Source organism: Blastococcus sp. PRF04-17 (genome assembly GCF_023016265.1).
Lineage (GTDB): Bacteria > Actinomycetota > Actinomycetes > Mycobacteriales > Geodermatophilaceae > Blastococcus_B.
The window spans coordinates 2587234-2610011 of the sequence record NZ_CP095412.1; the positions used below are offsets into that span (position 1 = coordinate 2587234).

Below are 22778 nucleotides of genomic sequence, written 5' to 3' on the forward strand. Positions count from 1 at the left end.
ACCGGCGACCACGACCCGATCGGAGGGATCGCCATGGACAGGCTCTCGCAACGGACCGGCTCCCCGACCGTGCAATCGTCGTCCGACCCGATCTCGGCCGGGCCCGCACGGTCGCCCGAGGCGCGCTTCGCCAACCTCCCCGAGATGCTGGCCGCGACCGTCGCCGAGTACGCCGGCGCGACGGCGTTCACCACCTGCCTGCCCAACGGCATGAACGGCAGCCTCTCCTTCGCCGATGTCGACTGGGCCGCCGACGAGTTCGCCGCCTACCTCCGCGAGGAGCTCGGCCTGGCGGCGGGTGACCGGGTGGCGGTGCAGATGCCCAACTGCCTGGCGTATCCGGTCGTGGCCTTCGGCGTCCTCAAGGCCGGTTGCGTGCTGGTGAACACCAACCCCCTGTACACCACGCCGGAGCTGCAGCGGCAGTACGCCGACGCCGAGGTCGCCGCCGTCGTCGTCGTGGACATGTTCGCCGACCGGTTGACCCCGGCGCTGCCCGCGCTGGGCAACCCCCGGTGGTGCTCGTGTGCGTTCCGGAGTTCTTTCCCGGCTACGTCGCCGGGATCGTCCGGCTCGTACAGCGCTACTGGCAGCGCGCGCTGCCCGCGGTGCCCTACGCCGCCACGCCGCTGGAGGAGGCACTCCGCCGGGGCTCGGCGCGGCTGGTCGACGGCAACACCCGTCGGTACTGGCGGGACCTGCGCCCCGACGACCTCGCCGTGCTGCAGTACACCGGCGGCACCACCGGGGTGAGCAAGGGCGCCATGCTCAGCCACGGCAACCTGCTGGCCAACTGCGAGCAGATGCTCGGGTTCGTCGGGGACGCGGTGCGCCCCGGCCGGGAGCGGGTGCTGACCGCGCTGCCGCTCTATCACGTCTTCGCGTTCACGGTGAACCTGCTGGGGTTCTACCGCCGCGGTGCGCACAACGTGCTCATCCCCTCCCCCGGCCGCTGAGCAATCTCAAACGGGCGCTGGAGAACCACCCGGTCACCTGGATCACCGGGGTGAACACTCTCTTCGACGGCCTGTGCCGGGAGCGGTGGTTCGTCGACCACCCGCCGGCGTCGCTGCGGGCCGCGGTCGCCGGCGGCATGGCCCTGCACGCCACGGTGGCGCAGCGGTGGGAGGAGGTGACCGGCGTCCCGGTGGTCGAGGGCTACGGGCTCACCGAGGCCTCCCCGGTGCTGACCTTCAACCCGCTCGACGGGCGCGCGAAGCCGGGCACGGTGGGTGTGCCCGTCCCGGGCACGGTGCTGCGCTGCGCCGACGACTCCGGGCGGACGGTCCCGGAGGGTGAGTTCGGGGAGCTGTGCGCGCGCGGCCCGCAGGTGATGGCCGGCTACTGGCGCCGACCGGAGGAGACCGCCGCGGCGCTGCGGAACGGTGAGCTGCGCACCGGCGACGTGGCGGTCATCGACGGCGACGGCTACGTGCGCCTCGTGGACCGGAAGAAGGACCTGATCCTGGTCAGCGGTTTCAACGTCTATCCCACGGAGGTGGAGGAGGCGCTCACCGCGCATCCCGGCATCCGTGAGGCCGCGGTCGTCGGCGTGCCGGCCGGTGCGTCCGGGGAGCGGGTGCGCGCGGTCGTCGTCCGCACCGATCCGACGCTGACGCCGGCGCAGGTCCGTGCGTGGGCGGCCGAGCGGCTGGCCGCGTACAAGGTGCCCCGCGAGGTGGTGTTCGCCGACGACCTGCCCAAGTCGCCGATCGGCAAGGTCCTGCGCAAGGACGTACGGGCGGCCCAGGCCGCCGTGTCGGTACCCGCCATGCGGGCCGGAGGCTGACGGCGATGGTCGGGCCGTTCGAGCAGGCGATGCTCACCGCCATCCTGGCGGTGGTCATGCTCGGCATGGGCGCGGCGATGACCTTTCGCGACCTCGGCGACGAGGTGCGCCGCCCCCGGTACCTGGTGCTGGCGGTGGTGGGCCAGTTCTCGATCATGCCGCTGACCGCCTTCTCCCTGGCGTGGCTGCTGGACCTCTCACCGGCGCAGGCGATCGGCCTGCTCATCGTCGGCTGCATGCCCGGCGGGACGACGTCGAACCTCTACACGTACTTTGCCAAGGCCAACCTGGCGCTCAGCGTGGTCGTCACGATCGCCACCACGCTGACCGCTGTCGTGCTCACCCCGCTGGCGCTGCTGCTCTACGGCGGCGCGCTGGCCGAGGACATCCAGGTGCCGACGGGCAACGTCGTGGCCAGCCTGGCTCTGCTCGTGCTGCCGGTGCTGCTGGGCCTGTGGGTCCGCCGCCGCACCGCCAACGTCGGGGCGACCCTCGAGCTGGTCGGCAGTGTGCTCGGTGTCGTGTTCATCGTGCTGCTGCTGGTCACCTGGGTGCCGCGCAACTGGCAGCTGCTGGCCGAGTCGCCGTGGCAGGTCTACGCCGGCGCGATCGGCCTGCCGCTGCTGGGCATGGCCGCCGCTTACGGCTACGCGAAGCTGCTGCGCATGCGGGTGCCCGACCGGCGCACGCTGGCCCTCGAGATCGGCATCGTCAACGGGCCGCTGGCGATCACCATCGTGCTGCTGTCGTTCACCGGCGCCGTGGAGCAGGAGGTGCTCCTCCTGCCGGCGCTCTACTCGTTGTTCGTGGTGATCACCGCGACGCTCGTGACCATCGGCTTCCGCCGGGCACACGACCGCGGCCAGCAGAAGATCCCGGAGCTGCTGTGATCGGCCTTCGCCGAGTCCTCGAGAGGCGCGGGCCATCCCATCCATCCGCGTCCCCGGGGCAGCTGGACCTGCTGGCCGGCACCACCCCGGACACACGTGACCGCATGGTGGACGCCGCGCGGGCGTTCAGCATCGTCGTCGTCACCGTGTGGCACTGGACGCTCTCGGTCATCCACCGCACCGCCGACGGCAGCCTGGCGATGCCCAATCCCATCGATGCCGTTCCCGGCGGCTGGTTGGCCACCTGGGTGCTGCAGATCATGCCCGTCTTCTTCCTGGTCGGCGGCTACGCCAACCTCGCCGGCTGGCAGCGCGTGCAGGCGTCCGGAGGCTCGGGCGCAGCCTTCGTCGGCGTCCGGCTGCGCCGGCTGCTGGTCCCCACCCTCCTCTGGGCGGCGGTGTGGCTGGCGGCGGAACTGGTCGCGGCACTGCTGCCCGGCCCACACCGCTGGGTGTGGGAATGGTTCCCCGGCTTCCTGGTGCCGCTGTGGTTCCTCGGCGTGTACGGATTGCTGATCGCCGCCGTGCCGGTCACCGCGAGGGTGCACGCACGCTTCGGCGTGGGTGCGCTGGTCGGGCTGGCCGGCCTGATCGCCGTGGGTGACGTCCTGCACCGCGCTGCGGACGTCGCCTGGGCCGCCTGGGTGACCACAGCGGCTGTGTGGCTGTTCTGCCACCAGCTGGGCTACGTGTGGCGCACCCACCGGGTCGGCGCCCGCCCGCCAGGACAGCGGCTGGGGGTCGCCGCGGTGGGCCTGCTGGCCCTGGTCGCGCTGACGATGATCGCCGGCTACCCCCGACCGATGGTGGCGACGGTCGGCGAGCCCGACTCGAACATGTTCCCGACGAACGCCGCGATCGCGGCGCTCGCCGTGTTCCAGCTCGGCCTGCTGGGGCTGATCGCGCCGGCTGCGAGCAGGCTGCTGCGCCGCGCAGCCGTGTGGAAGCTCGTCGTCGCGGTCAACCTCGTGGCCATCACGGTGTTCCTCTGGCACATGACCGCCCTGCTCGTCGTCGTGCTCGCCTACGAGGGCCTCGGTCACACCCTGCTGTCGCACCCCACCGGCGAATGGTGGGGGCAGCGGTGGTTGTGGCTGCTCGCGCCGGCGATCGTTCTCGCGGCCCTCGTGGCCGCCTTCGGCCGGGTCGAGATCGCGGCGCGCCGTCCCCATCGGCAGGACCGGTGACGTTGTCGGTGCCCGGCCCAGCCTGGCGGGACGACAGCTGGTGCTGACGGCGACGTGGCGCCTGAATCCTGGGGGAACCTCCGGAACGCGGTGGCGGTTGCCTGACGTCGCCGCTCTCACCGGATCAGCGGGTGAACCACCAGGCGAGCACACCGCCGAGGGCCACGTAGCCGACTGTGAGGGGCAACGTCCGGCGCAGCACCTCGCCCTCCTGGCGGCTCAAGCCGACCGTCGCCGCCGCGGCCACCACGTTGTGTGGGCAGATGATGTTGCCGACCGCCGCTCCGAAGCCCTGCGCGCCCAGCAGCGGAAGCACGGGGCGCCCCTGCGCCTCCGCGGTGGCCTGCTGGAAGTCGGTGAACAGGATGTTGGAGGCGGTCGCCGAGCCGGTCACGAAGGTGCCCAGCGCGCCCACCGCCGGCGCCAGCAACGGCCAGCCAGCGCCGACACCGGCCGCGGTTACGGCCAGTTCATCCGTCATTCCCGACTGCGACATCGTTCGCGCGATGGTCACCATCGCCATCAACGCGACGACCACGGGCAGCAGCATCCGGTTGGTGTTCCCGACCGCCCGGCGGACGTCGGCACCCGACGCACCCTGCGCAAGGGCGCCGATGGCGAAGGCCATCGGCAGCAGCAGGCCCGGGTGGTACAGCGGCCGGACGCTACCGGTGAAGGCGCCAAAGAGCTCCCAATCGACGATGACACCGACCAGCACGTCGCGCACGGGCGGCACCAGCCGGGTGATCAGCACGACGGCGACCAGCGCGAGATAGGGAGCGGCCGCGCGCAGCGGGCTCATCGCCGGCGGCGCCTGCACCGGTTGCTGGGACTCCCCGTGCCCGGCGCCACCGGCACGGGCCATCCGGACCACCGCGACGAACACCAGGCCGCCCAGCAGCGCCGCTCCGATGGTCGGCAGCTCCGGGCCGACGAACCAGCCGATGAGCCCGTACGGCACGAGGAATGCGGCGGCGGCCAGGGCACCCCACGCCCACGGGGCCGGTCGACCGGGCACCGCCCGACCGATGACGAGTACGACGGCGGCGGCCAGCACCCAGCCGAGCAGGGCGTGGTACGGCGCGGTGGCGCGCGCCAGCTCCGCACCGCTGAACCCGGTTGCGGCGACCTGCGCCACCACCGGGGTGCCGAGCGCCCCGAAGGAGACCCCCGCGGCGTGGCCGATGAGCGCCGCGGTCACCGCCAACAGTGGGCGGAAGCCGGCGGCGACGAGGAAGGGGGCGGCCAGGGCGACCGGTGTGCCGAAGCCGGCGGCCCCTTCCAGGAACAGCGGAAAGAACCAGGCCAGGAGCAACGCTGCGATCCGCGGGTCGGGGGTCAGCCGTCCCAGGCCGGCCCGCAGGGCATCGGTCGCGCCCGTGCACTGCTGCAGGTGGTGGATGGCGAGGGCCGGCCCGATGATCGCGACCACGGTCAGCGTCAGGAACCCGGCCTCGGCCAGCAGCCCCACGGTGCCGAGCGCCGGTGTGTAGGGCCTCCCCGGCCCGCCGAAGCCGAAGGCCAGCAGGGCCAGGGCCAGCGTGCCGACGGCGGCCAGCAGTCCGGACCGGGCCGCCGACCAGCGTAGGCCGACCATGAGGGTGAGCACGGCGACGATGGGCGCGACCGCGAGCACTGCCCGCACTACGTAGTCCCCGATCCCGCCGCGGGACCGGTCAGGACGCGGGGGGCAGGACCCGGTGCAGCGGCCCGCCGCGCTCGAACGCGGTGACGTTCTCGATCGTGGTGGACGCGATGTTGATCAGCGCCTCGGCGGTGAAGAATGCCTGGTGCCCGGTGATCACCACGTTGGGGAAGGTGAGCAGTCGGGCGAAGACGTCGTCGCGGACGACCCGGTCGGAGAGGTCCTCGAAGAACAGGTCGGCCTCCTCCTCGTAGACGTCCAGCCCGAGGTGCCCGATCTTCCCCGTCTTGAGCCCGGCGATCACCGCGGCGGTGTCCACGAGTGCGCCGCGGCTGGTGTTCACGATCATGACGCCGTCGCGCATCCGGGCCAGCGCCTCAGTCGACGAGGTGGAACGTGTCGGCGGTCAGCGGGCAGTGCAGGGACACGACGTGGGACTCGGCGAACAGCCGCGGCAGGTCCACGTACTCGACGCCCCGCCGGGCGCACTCCTCGTCCGGCACCGGGTCGGAGGCGATCACCCGGCACCCGAAACCGAGCATGATCCGGGCGAAGACCGTGCCGATCTGCCCGGTGCCCACGATCCCGACCGTCCGGGTGTTCAGGTCAAAGCCCAGCAGGCCGGTCAGCGCGAAGTTGTTCTCACGCACGCGGTTGTACGCCCGGTGGATCTTGCGGTTGAGGGTCAATACGAGACCGACCGCGTGCTCGGCGACGGCGTGCGGCGAGTAGCCCGGCACCCGGGCGACGGTCAGGCCAAGGCGTACCGCGGTGGCCAGGTCGACGTGGTTGAAGCCGGCCGACCGCAGGGCCAGCAGACGCACTCCCGACTCGTGCAACGACTCCAGCACGGCCGCGCTGAGGTCGTCGTTCACGAACGCGCAGACGGCCTCGCACCCGGCCGCCAGCGGCGCCGTCGCCGGTGACAGCCGGGGCTCCAGGAAGACCAGCTGCTGCCCGTGGTCGGCGTTGGCGGCGGTCAGCGACTCGACGTCATAGGGCTTGGCACTGAAGACGGCGACACGCATGGCCGGCACCGTATCGGCGCACGACCGTGGCCGCATCGACCGGCGCAGTGAGCTGGGCCCGCGCATGGCTCGACACCGACGACCACATGCAGTCCCCTGGCCAGCTGGCTGGAGTACTCCAAGACCGCTCGCGGCCCCTCCGCCCTCGCAGGGCGCCCGAGGACGTCAACCGACTTACCTTCTGTCCGATCACAACGAGTGGCCCGGTCCTAGGATCCGCCGGTTGCGGTCCCGGTCCTTCCGCCTCCGAGGCGACGGGCGGCCGCACACCACGCCATTGGACCGGCGAAGAAGTTTTCGCTAATGTGGTTCCTGGAGTCGAAAGCAGCCCGCACGGTGGCTCCGCCAGCCCGCCGGCCGCTACCCGCACAACGGCGACCGGACCACCCTACTCATCGAGCGCCGTCCGGCGCTCCGGAGGAGGGCCTTCCAGTGGACACCACCCGCCCGTCGATCCGGACGATCGCCGAGCGCACACCCGACAGCCGGGACCGCGTCGTCGACCTGCTGCGAGCGATCGCCATCCTCACGGTGGTCATCGGGCACTGGCTGGCGGTCGTCGTTGTCGTGCGAGACGGTGAGCTCACCGGCTCCAATGCGCTGGGCCTGTGGCCGCCCGCCGAATGGCTCTCCTGGCTGGTGCAGGTCATGCCGCTGTTCTTCCTCGTGGGGGGCTACGCGGGCATGGCGTCCTGGCAGTCCGCCCGTGACCGCGGGCGCCCTCCGCTGGGCTGGTTGGCGGACCGGATGCGCCGCCTGCTGCGACCGACGACGGTGTTCCTGGCCGCCCTGGTGGCCGGCACCGGCCTCGGTCGGTTGGTGCTCGACGACGAGCTCGTTGCCACGGCCGCCTGGGTGGCGGCCATCCCGCTGTGGTTCCTGGCCGTCTACGTGGCCGTCGTGGCCGCGACCCCTCTACTGGTCGCGGCAGCGGACCGGTGGGGCCTCGGGGCACCCCTCGCGCTCGGTACCGCCGTGTTGGCGGTCGATGTCCTTCGCCTGGCCACCGGTGTGGCCTGGGCGGGCGCCGTCAACTTCCTCCTGGTGTGGATGTGCCTGTACACCCTCGGGGTGACCTGGCGTGCGGGCCCCCTGCTGGCTCACCGCTGGATGCCGGCCGCGCTGTTTGGAGGCGGCGTACTGCTGGCGGCGGGACTGGTCGCGCTGGGGCCCTACCCGCTGTCCATGGTGGGCGTCCCCGGGGCGGCATTCCAGAACACCGCCCCTCCCTCGCTGGCACTGCTGGCCTACGGAGTCGCCCAGGCCGGAGCGGTCCTGCTGGTCAGAGGCTCACTGGCCAGGTTGACACACCGCCGCTCGGTGTGGACGGCGACGGCAGCGGTGAACGCCACGGTGCTGACGCTGTACCTGTGGCACATGGTGCCGATCCTGGTTGCCGCGCCGGCACTACACCTCAGTGGCATCCTCGCCGCCCCGGAGCCGCTGACGGCCGACTGGTTCGCGCTGCGCCCGGTATGGGTGCTGGCATGCGCGGGCGTCCTCCTCGTCCTGGTCCTGGCTCTCGGCCGCGTCGAGCGGCCCGGCCGGCGCCCCCCGGCGGCAGCGGCCCCGGCGACACCCCTGCGTGTGGCCAGTGCAGCGCTCGGCGTCGCGGCGATCTGCGCCGGACTGGCACTACTCACGGCGTCCGGCGTCGACCACGTCTCTCGGCCGATCACGCTCGCCACGACTGCGGTCCTGTACGGCTCCGGTCTGGCGCTTGTGGCGCGGGCCTCCCGACCGAAGAAAGATGCGAAACTTGTTTCGTGATTGCTCATGCGGTAGTCTAGTTCCGTAGCCGCTTGACCTGACCGGCAAGCGGACGGGAAGGGGGAACCCCGATGTCGGATCTGCTCCCCTGGCTGGCACTGGCGGTGTGGTGCGCGGCGTTCGCGCTGCGGGTGCACCCCCGGACGCGGTCGTGGGCTCCCCGCGGGATCGCCGGCAGGACCGCACGCAGGCGGAGCGCGACGCGGGCCGGCACACCGGCCCGGTCGGTGCCCGGGACGGTCGAGGCTCCCGTCCCCGTTCCAGGCCCCCGATCGCCCGTCGCCGGGTCCGCCGATGACCGAGAGGTTGCTCGATGACACAGGCGCCGCCACCCGCCGCGACTGTTACCGCGGATGCCGCCCAGCTGCAGGACCCGCATCTGCAACCGGCCGCCGTGGTGGCCGACGCCCTGAGCGTCGACCCGACGCGAGGACTGGACGAGGGCGAGGTCCTTCGACGCCGGGGCATGGTCGGGGAGAACCGCCTGCCGGAGAAGCCGCGACGGCCGGCGTTGCTGCGCTTCCTGGATCAGTTTCGCAGCCTGCTGATCCTCATCCTGCTCGGCGCGGCGGTCCTTGCCGGTCTGGTCGGCGACCTCAAGGACACGATCGTCATCCTCGTCGTCCTGTTGATCAACGCGACGATCGGCTTCGTCCAGGAGAACAAGGCCGAGCGCAGTCTGGAGGCACTGCGCGACATGCTGGTGGCCACGGCCCGGGTCCGCCGGGACGGAACACCCCGCATCGTTGAGGCCGCCGAACTGGTGCCCGGTGATGTCGTCCTGCTCGAGGCCGGCGACCACATTCCGGCCGACGGCCGCTTTCTGGTGGCCGAGTCGGTGGAGGTCGACGAGTCCGCGCTGACCGGGGAGTCCCAGCCGGTGGCCAAGGACACCACCCCGGTCGGCGCCGCCCCGGGCGAGCAGGTCCCGCTGGCCGACCGGACCGGCATGGGCCACATGAACACCGCACTCACGCGTGGCCGTGCCGAACTTCTGGTGACCGCCACCGGCATGCGGACCGCGGTGGGCGCCATCGCAGAGTTGCTGAGGAGCGGCGAGGAGCCCAAGAGCCCGCTGCAGGTCCAGCTGGACTCGGTGGGCAAGCGCATCGCCCTCATCGGCGGCATCGCCATCGGCGTCTATGCGACCATCGCCCTGCTCCGCGGCGAGTCGCTGGGCGAGCTGGCGCTCTCCGCGGTCGCTCTCGCCGTGGCCACGGTGCCCGAGGGGCTGCCCGCCGTCCTGGCACTCACCCTTGCTCTCGGCGTCGCCCGGATGGCCCGCCGGGGCGCCATTGTCAAGCGGCTGGCCTCGGTGGAGACCCTGGGCTCGGCGACGGTCATCTGCAGCGACAAGACCGGCACGCTGACCCTCAACCAGATGACCGCCCGGGCGCTGTCCTTCGCCGGGCGCCGGGTCCGCATCGACGGCGAGGGATACGCCCCCCGGGGAGCCCTCGTCGATGAGGCGACCGGCCAGCCGGCCGAGGATGTCCACATACTGCTGGCGCCCCTCGTACTCTGCAGCGACGCCACGCTCTCGCCGGGTACCGACCGCCCAGGCATCGTGGGCGACCCCACCGAGGGAGCGCTGGTCGTCGCAGCGGCGAAGAGCGGCCTCTCGGCCCTCACCCTCCGCGCCGCGCATCCGCGGATCGCCGAGCTGCCGTTCGACAGCGCCCGCAAGTTCATGGCCACCGTGCACAACGAGGGAGGCCGGGCCCGCGTGTACCTCAAGGGCGCGCCGGACGTGCTGCTCACCCGCAGCACGACGGTGCTGACCGCCGAAGGGGTGCGCGAGCTCGACGCCGGCGAGCGAGAGCGGCTGGCCGACGACATCTCCGCGCTCGCCTCCCGGGGCCTGCGAGTCCTTGCCGCCGCAACCACGCTCGTGGACGACCTACCCGCCAGCGGGGACCCGGCGGCTGCCAGTGCGCTCGCAGAACGGCTGACGGGATTGACCCTGCTCGGGCTGGTCGGCATCGCCGACCCACCGCGCCCCCAGGTCAAGGACGCCATCGCCCTCGCCTCTCGAGCCGGGGTGTCGGTCAAGATGATCACCGGCGACCACCGTGACACCGCCGCCGCGATCGCCCGGGAGCTCGGCATCGGCGGCGCCGTCGTCACCGGCGCCGAGCTGGACCGGATGGCCCCGGAGGAGTTGTCGAAGCGGGTCGAGGACATCGGCGTCTTCGCCCGCGTCGCCCCCGAACACAAGGTCGCCATCGTCGCCGCCCTCACCGCGCGCGGGCACGTCGCGGCGATGACCGGCGACGGGGTCAACGACGCGGCGGCGCTGCGCTCGGCCCACATGGGCGTGGCCATGGGCATCACCGGCACGGAGGTGACCAAGGAAGCCGGGGACATGATCCTCACCGACGACGACTTCACCACCATCGTCGCCTCGGTCCGCGAAGGCCGATCGATCTACGACAACGTGGTCAAGTTCGTGCGCTTCCAACTGTCGACCAACATCGGCGCCATCCTGTCCTTTCTCGGCGCGACCGTGGCCGGACTGGCGGCACCGCTCACCGCCCTCCAGGTGCTGTGGGTCAACATCATCATGGACGGCCCCCCGCCATGGCCCTCGGAGTCGACCCCGCCCGGCCGGGACTGATGGACGAGCCACCACGCAGATCCACCGAGCGGATCCTCAACCGGACCCGACTAGTGCGCATGTTCCGGGCGGCGCGGTCATGGCGACCGGCACCCTATCGGTGCTCGCCCTGGCCGACGGCGCCTTCGGTGCGGCGGTGGCCGCCACGATGGCGTTCACCACCTTCGTGCTGTTCCAGTTCTTCAACGCGCTCAACGCGCGAGCCGAGCGCGAGACGGTCTTCACCCGGCACCTGTTCACCAACCGCTGGCTGTGGACGTCCTTCGGCGTGGTGGTCGTCCTTCAGGTCCTCGTGGTCCACGTACCGGTGCTGCAACGCCTGTTCGACACCACGGCGCTGACGGCGACCCAGTGGCTGATCTGCGCAGCCGTGGCCTCCTCCGTTCTCGTACTGGAGGAGCTGATCAAGGCCGCGGGGCCGGGGGCCAGGACGCGCCGGCGCGACGGGCTGGCGCCGCCCCCGCGACGCGGCCCAGTTGACGAGCGCCAGGAAGTCACCCACCCGAACGTGCTCCTCCAGCGGGTGGCGAAAGCGGCTCTGGCCCACCACGGTGTAGCGATTGCGCCGCCCCACCCGCTCGCGGATGACGTAGCCACCCTCCTCCAGGTCCTTGACGATCATCTGCACCGCTCGCTCGGTGATACCGACGTGTTCAGCGATGTCGCGCATCCGCGCGTCCGGATCGATGGCCAGAGCGACCAGGACATGCCCGTGATTGGACAGGAAAGTCCATCCCGTTGGAGACGACGTCATGCGAAGCACACTACCCGAATGGACAATCTAGTCACCGTAAGCATCCCTCTACCGAGGGGCAACGGAACGCCGGTGACGATGGCCGCGCGACCGACGGTAGACGCACCCAGGCGGCCGGCGACAGCGACGGCGATGCGGGCCAGGGTGGGCGGCCGCAAATCCGAGGGCGGTAGCACCTCACCGCACATGCCTCCGCGCCTCCAGCACTCCCCGCGCCGCGCGCGGGAAGTTGCGCCTTCTCCTCACACAGGAACTCGCCTTGTGAGCGAAGAATTTTTCGGGTAACGTCATTCGTACGAGGGGAGTACCCGCCGCATCCGCGGTGCCGCTGCCCGACAGTCCCGGCCGCCAGGCCCGGGCCGCGGCCGGTTCCTTCGAACCGGGAAAGACCTCGCCGACACGCTCCTGGAGCTCCCCGTGCCCCTCCACCTCATCCCGCGCACCCTCCTTGGACCAGCCACCGCAACATCCCCCGCCGAGCGGGCGCCGCGCGTCCTGGCCGTCATCCTCGATCGGGACGACGTCCACATCACGCTTCCGGCCGCGATCGCACTGGCGACGAAGGAGAGCCGTCAGCTGTGCGTCGCCGTCTTACGCCCACGCCCGCCCTGGATCATGAACGCCCGCCTCATCGCGCTGCTGGGCGCGGAGTCCGACCGGCAGATCACGGATCTCCTCCAACTCATTCTGGCGAAGACCGCCAAGATGAGTGGCAAGCCGGTAATCAGCGTCCACCTCCTGGCCGGGCTCCGCGGCCGACGCCGCGAGCAGGTCCTCGAACGCGCAGTCAAGCGCCTGGCTCGTCGATACAACGCACAGCCGCTGGGGACGTGGGCGGCATGACGATCGTCTCGCGTCCGTCCCGCCCGGCGCAGGGACCCGCCGGCCCCTCCCCCGACGCCGTGGTGATGCTCCAGTCGGTCCGCAGCTATCCCTCAGTGTCGCTGCTGGCGTCCACGACACCGGCCCGGCGCATGTCGGGGACCGACGCGCGCACCGTCTCCGGGCTGGCTGCCGAAGCCACGGAACGGTTGAGAGCCGAGTCCTCCGAACACTGCGACGGGGTGCTACGCGCGCTCGACTCCACGGTGTCCCGAGCCCTGGCCGGACCTACCGGGCGGGCGATCGGCATCTTCGTCAACGCCCACATGCAAGAGATCGTGCGGCTCCCCGTCCCGGTGACAGACCGGGTCGTGATCGACCCGACCTTCGCCACCCGGGACCTCGTCCGCGGACTGCACCGCACCCCCCGCCACGTCATCCTGCTACTGACCGAGCGCGAGGCTCGACTGCTCGACGGCTCTGGTGACCGACTCTCCGCACCGCCGCGATCCGGCTTCCCCATCCTCGCGCTGCCAACCCCCGCGCGACGCAGCGCACCAGGGATCGAGGTCTTCCTGCGACAGGTGGACCGGGCGCTGGCCACCTACCTGCGACTGCACCCGGCTCCCCTGGTCCTGGTCGGCACCGAACGCACGCTGGCCGAGTTCGAGCGCATCTCCCGCAACACCGCCCGGCTGGCCGGCACGGTCACCGGCAGCCTCACCCAGGCCCCGCTGACCGACCTCGTACCCCGCATCCGGCTGGTACTCGAGCGCTACCTGCTGTCGCGGCAAGACGAGGCAATGCAGCTCATCGACCAACGCCGGTCCCGCAACAAGGTCGTCGACGGCATCCCATCAGCCTGGCTGGCCGCACGCGCCGAACGGCCCGAAATGCTCGCCGTCGAGGAAAGCCTCGTCTACCCCGCCCGCATCAGCGACGACGGCGACTTTCTCTTCCCCGCCGGCGACGTCGATCACCCCGAGGTCATCGATGACGCCGTCGACGAGCTCATCGAACTCGTCATCCAGCGCGGCGGGTGGGTCGCCTTCGTCGCCGACGGCCGCCTCAGCGAACACGAGCGAGTCGTGCTGACCCTCCGCTGAGAAGGGCCGGCCCGCGCGCTGGGCGTCGTGCTCGGAGACCGAAGCGCGCCGCGGGCGTCCGGTCCGACCGGACTTGGCCACGGCTCTTGTCGTGACCTCGGTGCAACAGAAGGAGAGCGCTCGTGGCCATGCGGACCCCCGTCTCGGTACCGACCCTGTCGCGGCGGGCGAAGCTGATCCTCGGCGCCGTCGGCGTCCTGCTCGTCCTCTTCACTGCCATCGGCACGCTGACCAACGTCTACGTGGACTACCTGTGGTTCGAGGAGACCGGCTTCACCGACGTGTTCTGGACCGAGCTGCAGACCCGGGTGCTGCTGTTCGCCGTGGCCGGCGTCGCGATGGGCGGCGTGGTCGCGGCGTCGATCTGGCTGGCCTACCGGTTCCGGCCGATGTTCCGGCCCATGTCGCTGGAGCAGCAGAACCTCGAGCGCTACCGCCAGTCACTCGAGCCCCGCCGCGGGCTGGTGCTCACCGCCGTCGCCGTCGTCCTCGGCCTGTTCGCCGGCTTCACCGCACAGGGCAGCTGGCAGACCTGGCTGACCTACCGCAACAGCACCGACTTCGGGCGGACCGACGCCGAGTTCGGCATCGACATCTCGTTCTTCGTCTTCGACTACCCCTTCTACCGGCTGGTCCTGGGCTTCGGCTTCGCGATCCTGCTGCTGGCGTTGGTCGGCTCGTTGCTCACCCACTACGTCTTCGGCGGCCTGCGCCTGCTGACCCCGGGGCAGAAACTGACATCGGCGGCGGGCGTGCAGCTGTCAGTGCTGCTCGGACTGTTCGTGGCGCTGAAAGCGGTCGCCTACTGGCTGGACCGCTACGGGCTGGTCTTCTCCGACCGCGGCGAGGTCTTCACCGGCGCGAGCTACACCGACGTCAACGCGTTGCTGGTGCCCAAGACGATCCTGGTGTTCGTCGCCGCGGTCTGCGCGCTGGCCTTCTTCGCCAACCTCTTCTTCCGCAACTTCCTGCTGCCGGCCGCGGCGCTGGTGCTCCTGCTCATCTCCAGCCTCATCATCGGCGTGGCCTACCCGGCGATCGTGCAGCAGTTCGTCGTCCGGCCCAGCGCCGACCAGCGGGAGGCCCCCTTCATCGAGCGGGCGATCGCCGCGACCCGGGACGCCTACGGCCTCGACGACATCGCCTACGTGAACTACGCCCAGCAGGCCACCGGCGAGGAGGTCGACACCCGGGCAGCGCTCGCCGAGTTGCGCGACGACACCGAGACGATCCCCAACGCCCGGCTGCTCGACCCCAACGTCCTGACCGACACCTTCACCGCGCGCCAGCAGATCCGCAACGTCTACGGCTTCCCCGAGAAGCTCGACATCGACCGCTACACGATCGACGGGCAGACCCGCGACTACGTCGTCGCCGTCCGCGAGCTCGACAGCGCGGGCCTGTCGGAGAGCCAGGGCACGTGGATCAACCGGCACACCGTCTACACCCACGGCAACGGCTTCGTCGCCGCGCCGGCCAACCAGGTCGTCGCCGGCACGGAGGGCGGGGAGCCGAACTTCACCACGGGAGACCTGCCCGTCCGCGGTGTCATCGAGGTCGAACAGTCGCGCATCTACTACGGCGAGCTGATCCAGGACTACTCCGTCGTCGGGGCCCCCGAAGGCGCCGAGCCGCGCGAGTTCGACCTGCCCGAAGGCGCCAGCGCAGAAGGCGGCCAGATCAACAACACCTACGACGGCGAGGGCGGCGTCGAGATCGGCAGCCTCTTCCGGCAGCTGACCTTCGCCATCCACTACCAGGAGCACAACTTCCTGCTCTCAGACGCCGTCAACGAGGAGTCGAAGGTCCTCTACGTGCGTGACCCTCGCGAGCGGGTGGAGAAGGCCGCGCCGTTCCTCGAGGTAGACGGCGACCCGTACCCGGCGGTGATCGACGGTCGCATCATCTGGATGCTCGACGGTTACACCACGTCGGACTCGTTCCCGTACTCCGAACAGATGCAGCTCGGCCTGGCGGCGGCCGACGCGCTGACCGGCACCGGAACGACAGCACTGCCGAACGAGACGGTGAACTACATCCGCAACTCGGTGAAGGCCACCGTCGACGCCTACGACGGCACCGTGACCCTCTATCAGTGGGACACCGAGGACCCGGTCCTGCAGACCTACATGAAGGCCTTCCCGGGCGTCATCGAGCCGAGAAGCGCGATCGACGACGAACTGCAGAACCACTTCCGGTACCCGCAGGACCTGTTCAAGGTGCAACGGGAGATCCTCACCCGGTACCACGTCGACGACCCGGTCGACTTCTACAACGCCAACAACCGCTGGCAGATCCCCGACGACCCGACCCAGGACACCGACCAGGACCAGCCGCCGTATTACATCCTGGCCCAGCGGCCGGGGGACGACGAGGCGACGTTCCAGCTGACCAGCGCGCTGAACGCCTTCCAGCGGGAGAACCTGTCAGCGTTCATCTCAGCTTCGAGCGATCCCGATACGTACGGCGAAATCCAGGTGCTCCGCCTGCCCGGAAACACGCCGTTCCGAGGGCCGGGGCAGGTGCAGAACGCCTTCGAGGCCAACAACCAGGTCAGACCCGACCTGACGCTGTTCCGCAGCGAGGACTCCGAACCAGTGTTCGGCAACCTACTGACCCTGCCGATCGGCGACGCCGGACTGCTCTACGTCACCCCGCTCTACGTGCGGGGTACCGGCGAGGGCGGTTTCCCGCTGCTGCAGAAGGTGCTGGTCAACTTCGGCGACCGGATCGGCTACGCCGACACCTTGGAGGAGGCGCTGGACCAGGTGTTCGGCGCGGGAGCGGGTGTGCCGGCGGCGGGCACCGACGTACGGCCGCCTGATGGCAGCCCGGCGCCTACACAGCCGACAGAGCCAACCCCCGAGCCGGCGCACGGCGGCGGGGCGCCGGGCGATCCGCCCCTGGCCCAAGCGATGACCGACATCGACACCGCCCTGGATCGGGTGGCCGAGGCCCAGCGGTCAGGCGACCTCGGGGCGTTGGGGCAGGCGCTCGAAGACCTGGGAGCTGCCGTCGACGCGTACCGTGCGGCGGCCGGTGCACCCCCCGCCCCATGACCGCGGGGGTGGGCGACCGGCGTCACGGCGATCGACCGCCCCCTCTCCGGTGATCCCGCCACAGACCTGCAGCGGCTCACCGACGTGGACAAGACACAGCTGAGCGAGCGCTGATGCTGCCCAGGTGCTCGCCGGATACGAGCAGTTCACCGTCTCAACGACGGCCCAAAGTTGATCCCGTGGCGTGGAACCCGCCCGTCGCGAGGGGGTCAGTTTTTAGGCGTCGTCGACACACCGACCGACTCGGACTGGCGCAGCCCACGGGCCCATACCGCACGCTATATGCGGTTCCTCCAGGCCTGCGGCTACACCCTGGCTCCGGTCGAGCTACGTGCCTGCGGTCAGACCCAATCCCGACGCGCCGGCCGGGCGAGGAGGAGACCGAGGCGCTGGACGAACCTGTCACGACTGATATGTGAAGTCGGTGTGTCAAGGGGCAGGGTCAGGCGCCGCCAGGGCTGGGTGCTCTGGCGGCGCCTTTCCTTGTGCTGGCTCGGGGTCGGCGGCCGTCGGGTGAGCGTGTCGGTGCGACGCGCGGTCGAGACTGATATGCGCGGGTTGGTTACCGCAGTACGGCGTTCGGCGGGGGCGCTTCGGCGTGTCTGAGGTCGAGCGTCACAACGGTCTGCGGGGATCGTCGTGGCTCACAGTCGTATCGCCGGTCGGGCCCCTCGCGCTGCTGCCCGAAGGTGCTGTGCTCGAGCCAGGTCTGTGATCTTGCCGAGTGCCCCCGCGTCGCTGCCCTGTGGCGTCGCCCGCAGCCGGGGTCAAGGCTGGCCGGAGGCCACCCGAAGGGCCTCGGCCTTGACCCTGGCGAGGACGGTGCCACCGGTGGGCGGGGCGGGAGCACGTGATCGCCGGTCAGCCCTCGGGCAGGGTGGCCAGCGACCAGCACCACCCGGCCAGTTCGCGGGCGATGGCCACGCAGGCCACGGTGTGCTTCTTCTTCCGGGAGGCCAGCTGGGTCCAGCGGGCGTGCAGGCGCTGGTTGCCGGCATGCCCGCGGGCCTGGGCGGCCGCGGGGGCCTGCGCCCAGCGGGCGCGCAGTGTTGATGGCGCTCGCCGGATCTCCCCAGGTCTGCTCATCGAAAGTCCCCACCCGGGAGCGGGGTCAGGTTAGCGGTCGTCGGGTGCCGGTGGCGGCGCGGCGGAGGGTGTCGGTGCGGGCGTGGTGGTCGCGGAGTCGGTAGCTGTCGCCGTCGAGATTGAGCACGACGGAGCGGTGCAGGAGGCGGTCGAGCATGGCGGCGGCGACGGTGGTGTCGCCGAGGACCTCGCCCCAGGCGGCGACTCCGCGGTTGGTAGTGAGCACGATGGAGGTCTTGCCGTAGCGCTGGGAGACGACCTGGAACAGCGCTGAGGCGGCCTCGCCGGGCAGCGGCAGGTAGCCCAGTTCGTCGATGACGAGCAGGGTGGGGCCGGCGTAGAAGCGCATGGTGGTGGCCCAGCGGCCCTCGATCGCGGCGCGGTGGCAGCGGGCGGCCAGGTCGGCGGCGGTGGTGAAGTAGGTGCGGTAGCCGGCCTGCGCCGAGGCCCGGGCGAGGCCGACGGCGAGGTGGGTCTTGCCGACTCCGGGTGGGCCGATGAGCAGCACGTTGGTCGCGGTCTGTAAGTAGCGGCAGGTCGCCAGCTCCTGGATGAGAGCGCGGTCGACTCCTGGGGCGGCGTCGTAGTCGAAGTCGTCGAGGCTGGCCGGGCTGGGTAGCGAGGCGAACCGGAGCCGGCCGGCCAGCCGGCGGGCCTCGGTCGCGTCGACCTCGAGGGGCCAGCAGCCGCTCGAGGGCGGCGGTCAGGCTCAGGCCTTCGGTGCGGGCGGCGTCGAGCACGGCGGGCAGGTGCTCGGCGGCGGTGTGCAGCTTGAGGGTGGCCAGGTGGCCGCGCAGCTGCTGGTAGAGGCTGGCCTGCGCGCTCGTGCTCGGTGTGGCTGTGCTCGGTTCGGTGGTGTTCATCGGAGGGTGTTCCTTCCTCGGGCGGCCCGGTCGTAGGCGGCCAGGTCGACCACGACGTCCGAGCTCGTGGCGCTGCTGGAAGAGGGTCGGCGGAGGGCGTCGGCCGCGGCGCGGGCGGCCGGGCCGGGTGGGATGCGCTGCTTGCGCCGGTGCGGCGCGGCGGTGCTGAACGCGGCCAGGACCGCGGTCTGCAGCGCGACGACGTGGCCGGAGTCGCGGATCATCACCCCGGCCCCGTCGGTGGCCAGCCGGTGCCGCGCGAGCACGGTGGGCGGCCGGCCAGGCGCCGCGGCGGTGGCGATGTCGATGCTGTCCGCGCCGAGCCGGTGCGCCACGGTCACCGTCGTCCCGGCCAGCTCCGGCGGCACCGAGTAGAGGTTGCCGCGGTAGGCCACCAGCGCCTGCGCGGAGATCTTCCGCTCGGCGGTGAGCACCGCGGGGGAACGGCGCCGGCAGCGGCGCGAGCCGCTCGTCGGCGAGGAAGCTGGAGACGGCGCCCCGCCGGCCGCCGAGGGTGCGGAGGCGGGCGTCGCCGCGGGTGGCGCAGAACTCGTCCAACGACGCCTGCGCCTGCTCGGGCGTGACCTCGTCGGCCAAGGTGCGCCACCAGCGCTGGGCGGCGGTGTGGTTGGCCTTCTCCACCACGCCCTTGCGGTTGCCGCGCCGGGGTGGGCAGATCGCGACCTGCACGCCGTAGTGCTTGGCGACGGCGGCGAACGAGGCGCTCACCCGCCCGGAAGCGGGGTGGCAGACCGTCGCCATCCGGTCGAACCGCCAACTGCGGGTCAGCCCGCCCAGCGCGGCGGCCACGCGGTGCAGAGCGTCGATCAGCTGCGGCTGCTCCATCGACGAGCACAGCACGCCGCGCCAGCGCCCGGAGTGCGCCAGCGCCCCGACCAGCAGGAACGCCTTCCCCTGGTATCCGGTGGCGGCCCAGCCGGCGGGCGGGTCGGGCAGCTCGACCCAGTCCCACTGGGTCTCCTCACCCGGCGGGTGCTCGATCACCGCCGCCGGCCGCCCTTGGCCGGCGCGCACGGCTCGCATGCCGGGCGCAGATCCCAGGCGCGCAGCTGCCGCGTGAACGTGGAGTACGCGCGGTCGTAGCCCAACGCCGTGACCTCGTCGAACAGCGTCATGGCCCACAGGTGCGGGTCCTCGGCCAGCCGTGCCCGGCAGTAGTCGATGAACGGGCCGAACCCGTCCGGACCGGCGGGGGCGCGCACCCCGGCCTGGCGGCCGTTGAGGTAGGCGCGGATGGTCTTGCGGTCACGGCCCAGGTGCCGGGCGATCGCCGAGATCGTCCAGCCCTGGCGACGTAGCGCGTGCACGTCGATGTCTTCCTCCCGTGTGAGCATGAGAGGCAGGGCTCCTTCGAGGTGGTGCGGTGGTCAGAGACCGCCATCCTCGGAGGAGCCCCCGCCGTCTCTGGCGGAGCTCCACGGGTGGGGACTTTCAGTGAGCAGCTCTGGGGAAATTCACCTGAGCGCCGTCAGTGTCGCGCCGATCCGGTAGCCGGGCTGGTGGTGCCAGGCGGCCTCGACCAGCAGCCGGCGGACGTGGCTGTTGCCGGTCTTGGTGATCGGCAACTGATGGCGGGAGTCACCGGAGGAGTGCTCGCCGGGCACCAGCCCCAGGTAGGCGCCGATGCTGGCACCGGTGAACCGGTCCCAGTCACCGATCTCCACCGCCAGCGCGAAGCCGGTGAGCGTGGAGATGCCGCGCAGGCAGCAAAGCCGGCGGGTGACCGCGGTGAACTCGCTGTCGGCGGCCAGCCCGGTGATCTGCTTGTCGAGCCGGTCCCGGCGCAGCACCGCCAGGGCAAGCGCTTCCCGGTCGGCGTCGTAGGCGGCCTGGGTGCCGGCCCGCTCGGGCGCGTCGAAGCGGATCTGGTTCAGCCGCTGCTCTGCTTGCCGGTCCAGGCCACTCCGCCGTAGTAGACGTGCCCGTGGCGCAGCAGCAGCTTGGAGATCCGGTGCCGGATCCGCATCAGGTCTCCGCGGGTGTCCTCGCGGGCGCGGACCAGGTCCCGGGCGGCCTCCTGGGCCACGGTGGGGACCCGGACGGGAGCCTGTCAACTTCTCTGTGTAAGACCCGTAGTTGATCTTCATTGGAGGTAGGGCTCGAGGCGGTCGCCGAAGGCGATCAGCAGGGCGGCCATCGCTGGCTTCCAGCCCTGGGTGACCGCGCCCTCGACCAGGTGCGGCGGGGCGGTGCGCTCGTTGGCGGGCTTGCCGCGTTCCTTGGCCCGCTCGCGGGCGCGCTTGTCCTCGATGTCGCGGATGGCCAGCCAGAGCAGCTTGACCACGGCGTCGTCGCTGGGGAAGTGCCCGCGGTTCTTGATGATCTTGCGGAGCTGGTAGTTCAGCGACTCGATCGCGTTCGTGGTGTAGATGATCTTCCGCACGGCGGGGGCGAAGGCCAGGAACGGAATGAACCGTTCCCAGGCGTTCTGCCAGGTCACCACGGTGGCCGGATAGCGCCGGCCGAGCTCGGAGTCGGCGAACTCCAGCAGCGCGGTCTCCGCGGCGTCGGCGGTCGGCGCGGTGTAGATCCGCCGCAGCGCCGCGGTCACCTTCTTGCGGTCGTCGTAGGACACGAACCGGGTGGAGGCCCGGATCAGGTGCACCACGCAGGTCTGCACGGTGGCGTGCGGAAACGTCGCCTCGATCGCCTCGGGCAGGCCGGTCAGCCCGTCGCAGCAGGCGATGAGGATGTCCCGCACTCCGCGGTTGGCCAACTCGGCGACCACCCCGGCCCAGAACTTCGCGCCCTCGGTGGCCTGCACCCAGATGCCCAGCACGTGCTTGATGCCGTCCAGGTCCACCCCGACGGCGATGTGCGCCGAGCGGTTACGCACTTGGTGGCCGTCGCGGACCTTCACCACCAGCGCGTCGACGTAGACGATCGGGTAGATCGGCTCCAGCGGCCGGGCCTGCCAGGCCTTGACCTCCTCGACGACCGCGTCGGTGATCTTGCTGATCGTCTCGTGGGAGAGCTCGGTGCCGATCGTGCGCGCTAGGTGGTGCTGGATGTCGCGGACGGTCATCCCGCCGGCGTAGAGCGAGATGATCATGTCGTCCAGGCCGCCGAGGCGGCGCTCGCCCTTGGGCACCAGCCGCGGCTCGAAGCTGCTGTTGCGGTCCCGGGGCACGTCCAGGCCCATCGGCCCGATCTCGGACTGCACCGTCTTCGGCGTCGTGCCGTTGCGGGAGTTCGGCGAGCCGCGGCCGGCTGGATCGCCGCGTTCGTAGCCCAGATGGTCGGTCAGCTCGGCGCCCAGCCCGCGCTCGAGCACGGCCTTGACCAGCTCGGGCAGAAACCCGCCCTCCCCGGTCAACTGCACCCCGCCCTGTTCGGCGCGGTCGATCAGCTCATCCAGCCAGGCGTCGTCAGCCAGCTGCTCACGCAGCTGCCGGCCGCTCACCCGACCCGGCGGACCCCAGTCCGACTGCTTGTCGTCGGTCACGGTCACAGCGTGCTCCCAACTGAGGCAGCTGCCCCAGACTCGGACCACGAGCACTTACACAGCCCATCTGACAGGGCCCCGGACGGCGACGATCTCCGGTATGACTCGACCGCTCCATCGGGAGGGGTTGCGGGTCGGGGCCTCTCACACAAGAACGTGGGTTGCCAGTCTGACCGATCCTGACACCTAGATGGCCGCCCCGTCCCCCGTGCGAGACGGCGAGTAGCAACCGGTCAGGCCCGCGGGCGGCGCATGCAACCGTCCGCAGATGCCAGCAAGATCATCGGCTCCCACCACGGGCGAACGCTCCTCCCCTCCCCCGTACCGAGACCGCTCCACGGACCTGCCGCCGCTCGTCGCCCACCCCACCGCCGTACCGCCATCCGACCTACCACCAAACCACCAACGGCCACTGGAGATCACTTCCCCTATCAAGATCACGAGCCGACACACGTCTTGCACTCTGGGCTGGACCGCGCTTTGTGTCGCATCCGATGCGACAGTTCGCCGCAGGCCGGCCGGCGAGGACCGCCCCCGACGTGCGGCGGCCCCACGGCCGCGTCGCCAGTACGAGGACCGGGTGCAGGGGCGTTCACGAGGTTGGATCTTGGGGCTCCAGACTGTCCTCGACGCGGATCGGCTGATGATCTTGCTGGGCCGGTGTGCTGCCGCGCGGTCGCGGGCGGACGTCAGCAA

Annotated in this window: 18 protein-coding genes and 4 pseudogenes; 12 read left to right on the plus strand and 10 right to left on the minus strand. The window is 71.2% G+C overall.

Going from position 1 to position 22778, the window contains the following annotated elements; genetic code table 11:
• Positions 1-69: 69 nt before the first annotated feature.
• The 5 genes from MVA48_RS23495 (at position 70) to MVA48_RS13175 (ending at position 3866) form a co-directional block, all read left to right on the plus strand.
• Positions 70-753 carry an AMP-binding protein gene (locus tag MVA48_RS23495; protein ID WP_256461070.1) on the plus strand — a complete coding sequence of 228 codons (684 nt, stop codon included), beginning with the start codon at positions 70-72 and terminating at the stop codon, positions 751-753.
• The gene (locus MVA48_RS23500; protein WP_256461071.1) at positions 720-956 is read left to right on the plus strand and encodes an AMP-binding protein; all 237 of its coding nucleotides are present in this window, start codon (positions 720-722) and stop codon (positions 954-956) included. Before MVA48_RS23495 ends, MVA48_RS23500 begins: the two co-directional genes overlap by 34 nt.
• Positions 953-1789, plus strand: a complete 837-nt coding sequence (locus MVA48_RS23505) for an AMP-binding protein (protein ID WP_256461170.1) — start codon at positions 953-955, stop codon at positions 1787-1789. The genes MVA48_RS23500 and MVA48_RS23505 overlap by 4 nt, the downstream gene beginning before the upstream one ends.
• Positions 1790-1794: 5 nt before the next feature.
• Positions 1795-2679 carry a bile acid:sodium symporter family protein gene (locus MVA48_RS13170; RefSeq protein WP_246980997.1) on the plus strand — a complete coding sequence of 295 codons (885 nt, stop codon included), beginning with the start codon at positions 1795-1797 and terminating at the stop codon, positions 2677-2679.
• A 104-nt stretch (positions 2680-2783) separates the two neighbouring features.
• Positions 2784-3866, plus strand: a complete 1083-nt coding sequence (locus MVA48_RS13175) for an acyltransferase family protein (RefSeq protein WP_246980998.1) — start codon at positions 2784-2786, stop codon at positions 3864-3866.
• 124 nt (positions 3867-3990) lie between these two features.
• On the opposite strand, the gene MVA48_RS13180 is transcribed toward MVA48_RS13175, so the two are convergent.
• Positions 3991-5511 (minus strand): L-lactate permease, encoded by a 1521-nt coding sequence (locus MVA48_RS13180; RefSeq protein ID WP_246980999.1) that lies wholly within the window; start codon positions 5509-5511, stop codon positions 3991-3993.
• 31 nt (positions 5512-5542) lie between these two features.
• A pseudogene (locus MVA48_RS24200) lies at positions 5543-6605 on the minus strand (2-hydroxyacid dehydrogenase).
• A 366-nt stretch (positions 6606-6971) separates the two neighbouring features.
• Between MVA48_RS24200 and MVA48_RS13190 the strand changes: the two are divergent.
• The 3 genes and pseudogenes from MVA48_RS13190 to MVA48_RS24205 form a co-directional block, all read left to right on the plus strand.
• A complete protein-coding gene (locus tag MVA48_RS13190) occupies positions 6972-8309 on the plus strand; it encodes an acyltransferase family protein (RefSeq protein WP_246981000.1) in 1338 nt (445 codons plus the stop codon).
• 313 nt (positions 8310-8622) lie between these two features.
• Positions 8623-10926 carry a cation-translocating P-type ATPase gene (locus tag MVA48_RS13195; protein ID WP_246981001.1) on the plus strand — a complete coding sequence of 768 codons (2304 nt, stop codon included), beginning with the start codon at positions 8623-8625 and terminating at the stop codon, positions 10924-10926.
• Positions 10927-11005: 79 nt separating this feature from the next.
• A pseudogene (locus MVA48_RS24205) lies at positions 11006-11278 on the plus strand (cation transporting ATPase C-terminal domain-containing protein); the annotation flags it as partial.
• A gap of 228 nt (positions 11279-11506) precedes the next feature.
• Here MVA48_RS24205 and MVA48_RS24210 read toward each other — a convergent pair.
• A pseudogene (locus MVA48_RS24210) lies at positions 11507-11680 on the minus strand (MarR family transcriptional regulator); the annotation flags it as partial.
• Between the two features lie 417 nt (positions 11681-12097).
• On the opposite strand from MVA48_RS24210, the gene MVA48_RS13205 reads away from it, so the two are divergent.
• The 3 genes from MVA48_RS13205 to MVA48_RS13215 all read left to right on the plus strand — a co-directional run bounded on the left by MVA48_RS13205 (position 12098) and on the right by MVA48_RS13215 (position 16667).
• The gene (locus tag MVA48_RS13205; RefSeq protein WP_246981004.1) at positions 12098-12523 is read left to right on the plus strand and encodes a hypothetical protein; all 426 of its coding nucleotides are present in this window, start codon (positions 12098-12100) and stop codon (positions 12521-12523) included.
• On the plus strand, positions 12520-13608 hold the full coding sequence (locus MVA48_RS13210; RefSeq protein ID WP_246981006.1) for a baeRF3 domain-containing protein: 1089 nt from the start codon (positions 12520-12522) through the stop codon (positions 13606-13608). Before MVA48_RS13205 ends, MVA48_RS13210 begins: the two co-directional genes overlap by 4 nt.
• A 128-nt stretch (positions 13609-13736) precedes the next feature.
• Complete coding sequence (locus tag MVA48_RS13215; protein ID WP_246989223.1) at positions 13737-16667, plus strand: UPF0182 family membrane protein; 2931 nt, start codon at positions 13737-13739, stop codon at positions 16665-16667.
• A gap of 861 nt (positions 16668-17528) precedes the next feature.
• Here MVA48_RS13215 and MVA48_RS13220 read toward each other — a convergent pair.
• From MVA48_RS13220 to MVA48_RS13230, 3 genes and pseudogenes are all read right to left on the minus strand, one after another.
• Complete coding sequence (locus MVA48_RS13220; protein WP_246989372.1) at positions 17529-17753, minus strand: hypothetical protein; 225 nt, start codon at positions 17751-17753, stop codon at positions 17529-17531.
• A gap of 25 nt (positions 17754-17778) precedes the next feature.
• Positions 17779-18414 (minus strand): annotated as a pseudogene (istB, locus tag MVA48_RS13225) (IS21-like element helper ATPase IstB); the annotation flags it as partial.
• Positions 18415-18612: 198 nt separating this feature from the next.
• The gene (locus MVA48_RS13230) at positions 18613-19050 is read right to left on the minus strand and encodes a Mu transposase domain-containing protein (protein ID WP_246981008.1); all 438 of its coding nucleotides are present in this window, start codon (positions 19048-19050) and stop codon (positions 18613-18615) included.
• A gap of 104 nt (positions 19051-19154) precedes the next feature.
• Here MVA48_RS13230 and MVA48_RS13235 point away from each other — a divergent pair, with 104 nt between their 5' ends.
• Positions 19155-19313, plus strand: coding sequence for a hypothetical protein (locus MVA48_RS13235; RefSeq protein WP_246981010.1), 159 nt, complete (start codon positions 19155-19157; stop codon positions 19311-19313).
• A 304-nt stretch (positions 19314-19617) separates the two neighbouring features.
• On the opposite strand, the gene MVA48_RS24215 is transcribed toward MVA48_RS13235, so the two are convergent.
• The 4 genes from MVA48_RS24215 to MVA48_RS13255 all read right to left on the minus strand — a co-directional run bounded on the left by MVA48_RS24215 (position 19618) and on the right by MVA48_RS13255 (position 22025).
• Positions 19618-19971: a terminase gpP N-terminus-related DNA-binding protein gene (locus tag MVA48_RS24215; protein ID WP_371821147.1), complete on the minus strand. Its 354-nt coding sequence runs from the start codon at positions 19969-19971 to the stop codon at positions 19618-19620.
• Between the two features lie 120 nt (positions 19972-20091).
• Positions 20092-20427, minus strand: coding sequence for a transposase (locus MVA48_RS13245; protein WP_246981011.1), 336 nt, complete (start codon positions 20425-20427; stop codon positions 20092-20094).
• A gap of 80 nt (positions 20428-20507) precedes the next feature.
• The gene (locus tag MVA48_RS13250; RefSeq protein WP_246981012.1) at positions 20508-20663 is read right to left on the minus strand and encodes a hypothetical protein; all 156 of its coding nucleotides are present in this window, start codon (positions 20661-20663) and stop codon (positions 20508-20510) included.
• Between the two features lie 57 nt (positions 20664-20720).
• Entirely contained in the window at positions 20721-22025 is a 1305-nt protein-coding gene (locus MVA48_RS13255; RefSeq protein ID WP_371821245.1) for an IS256 family transposase, read from the minus strand.
• Between the last annotated feature and the right edge of the window lie 753 nt (positions 22026-22778).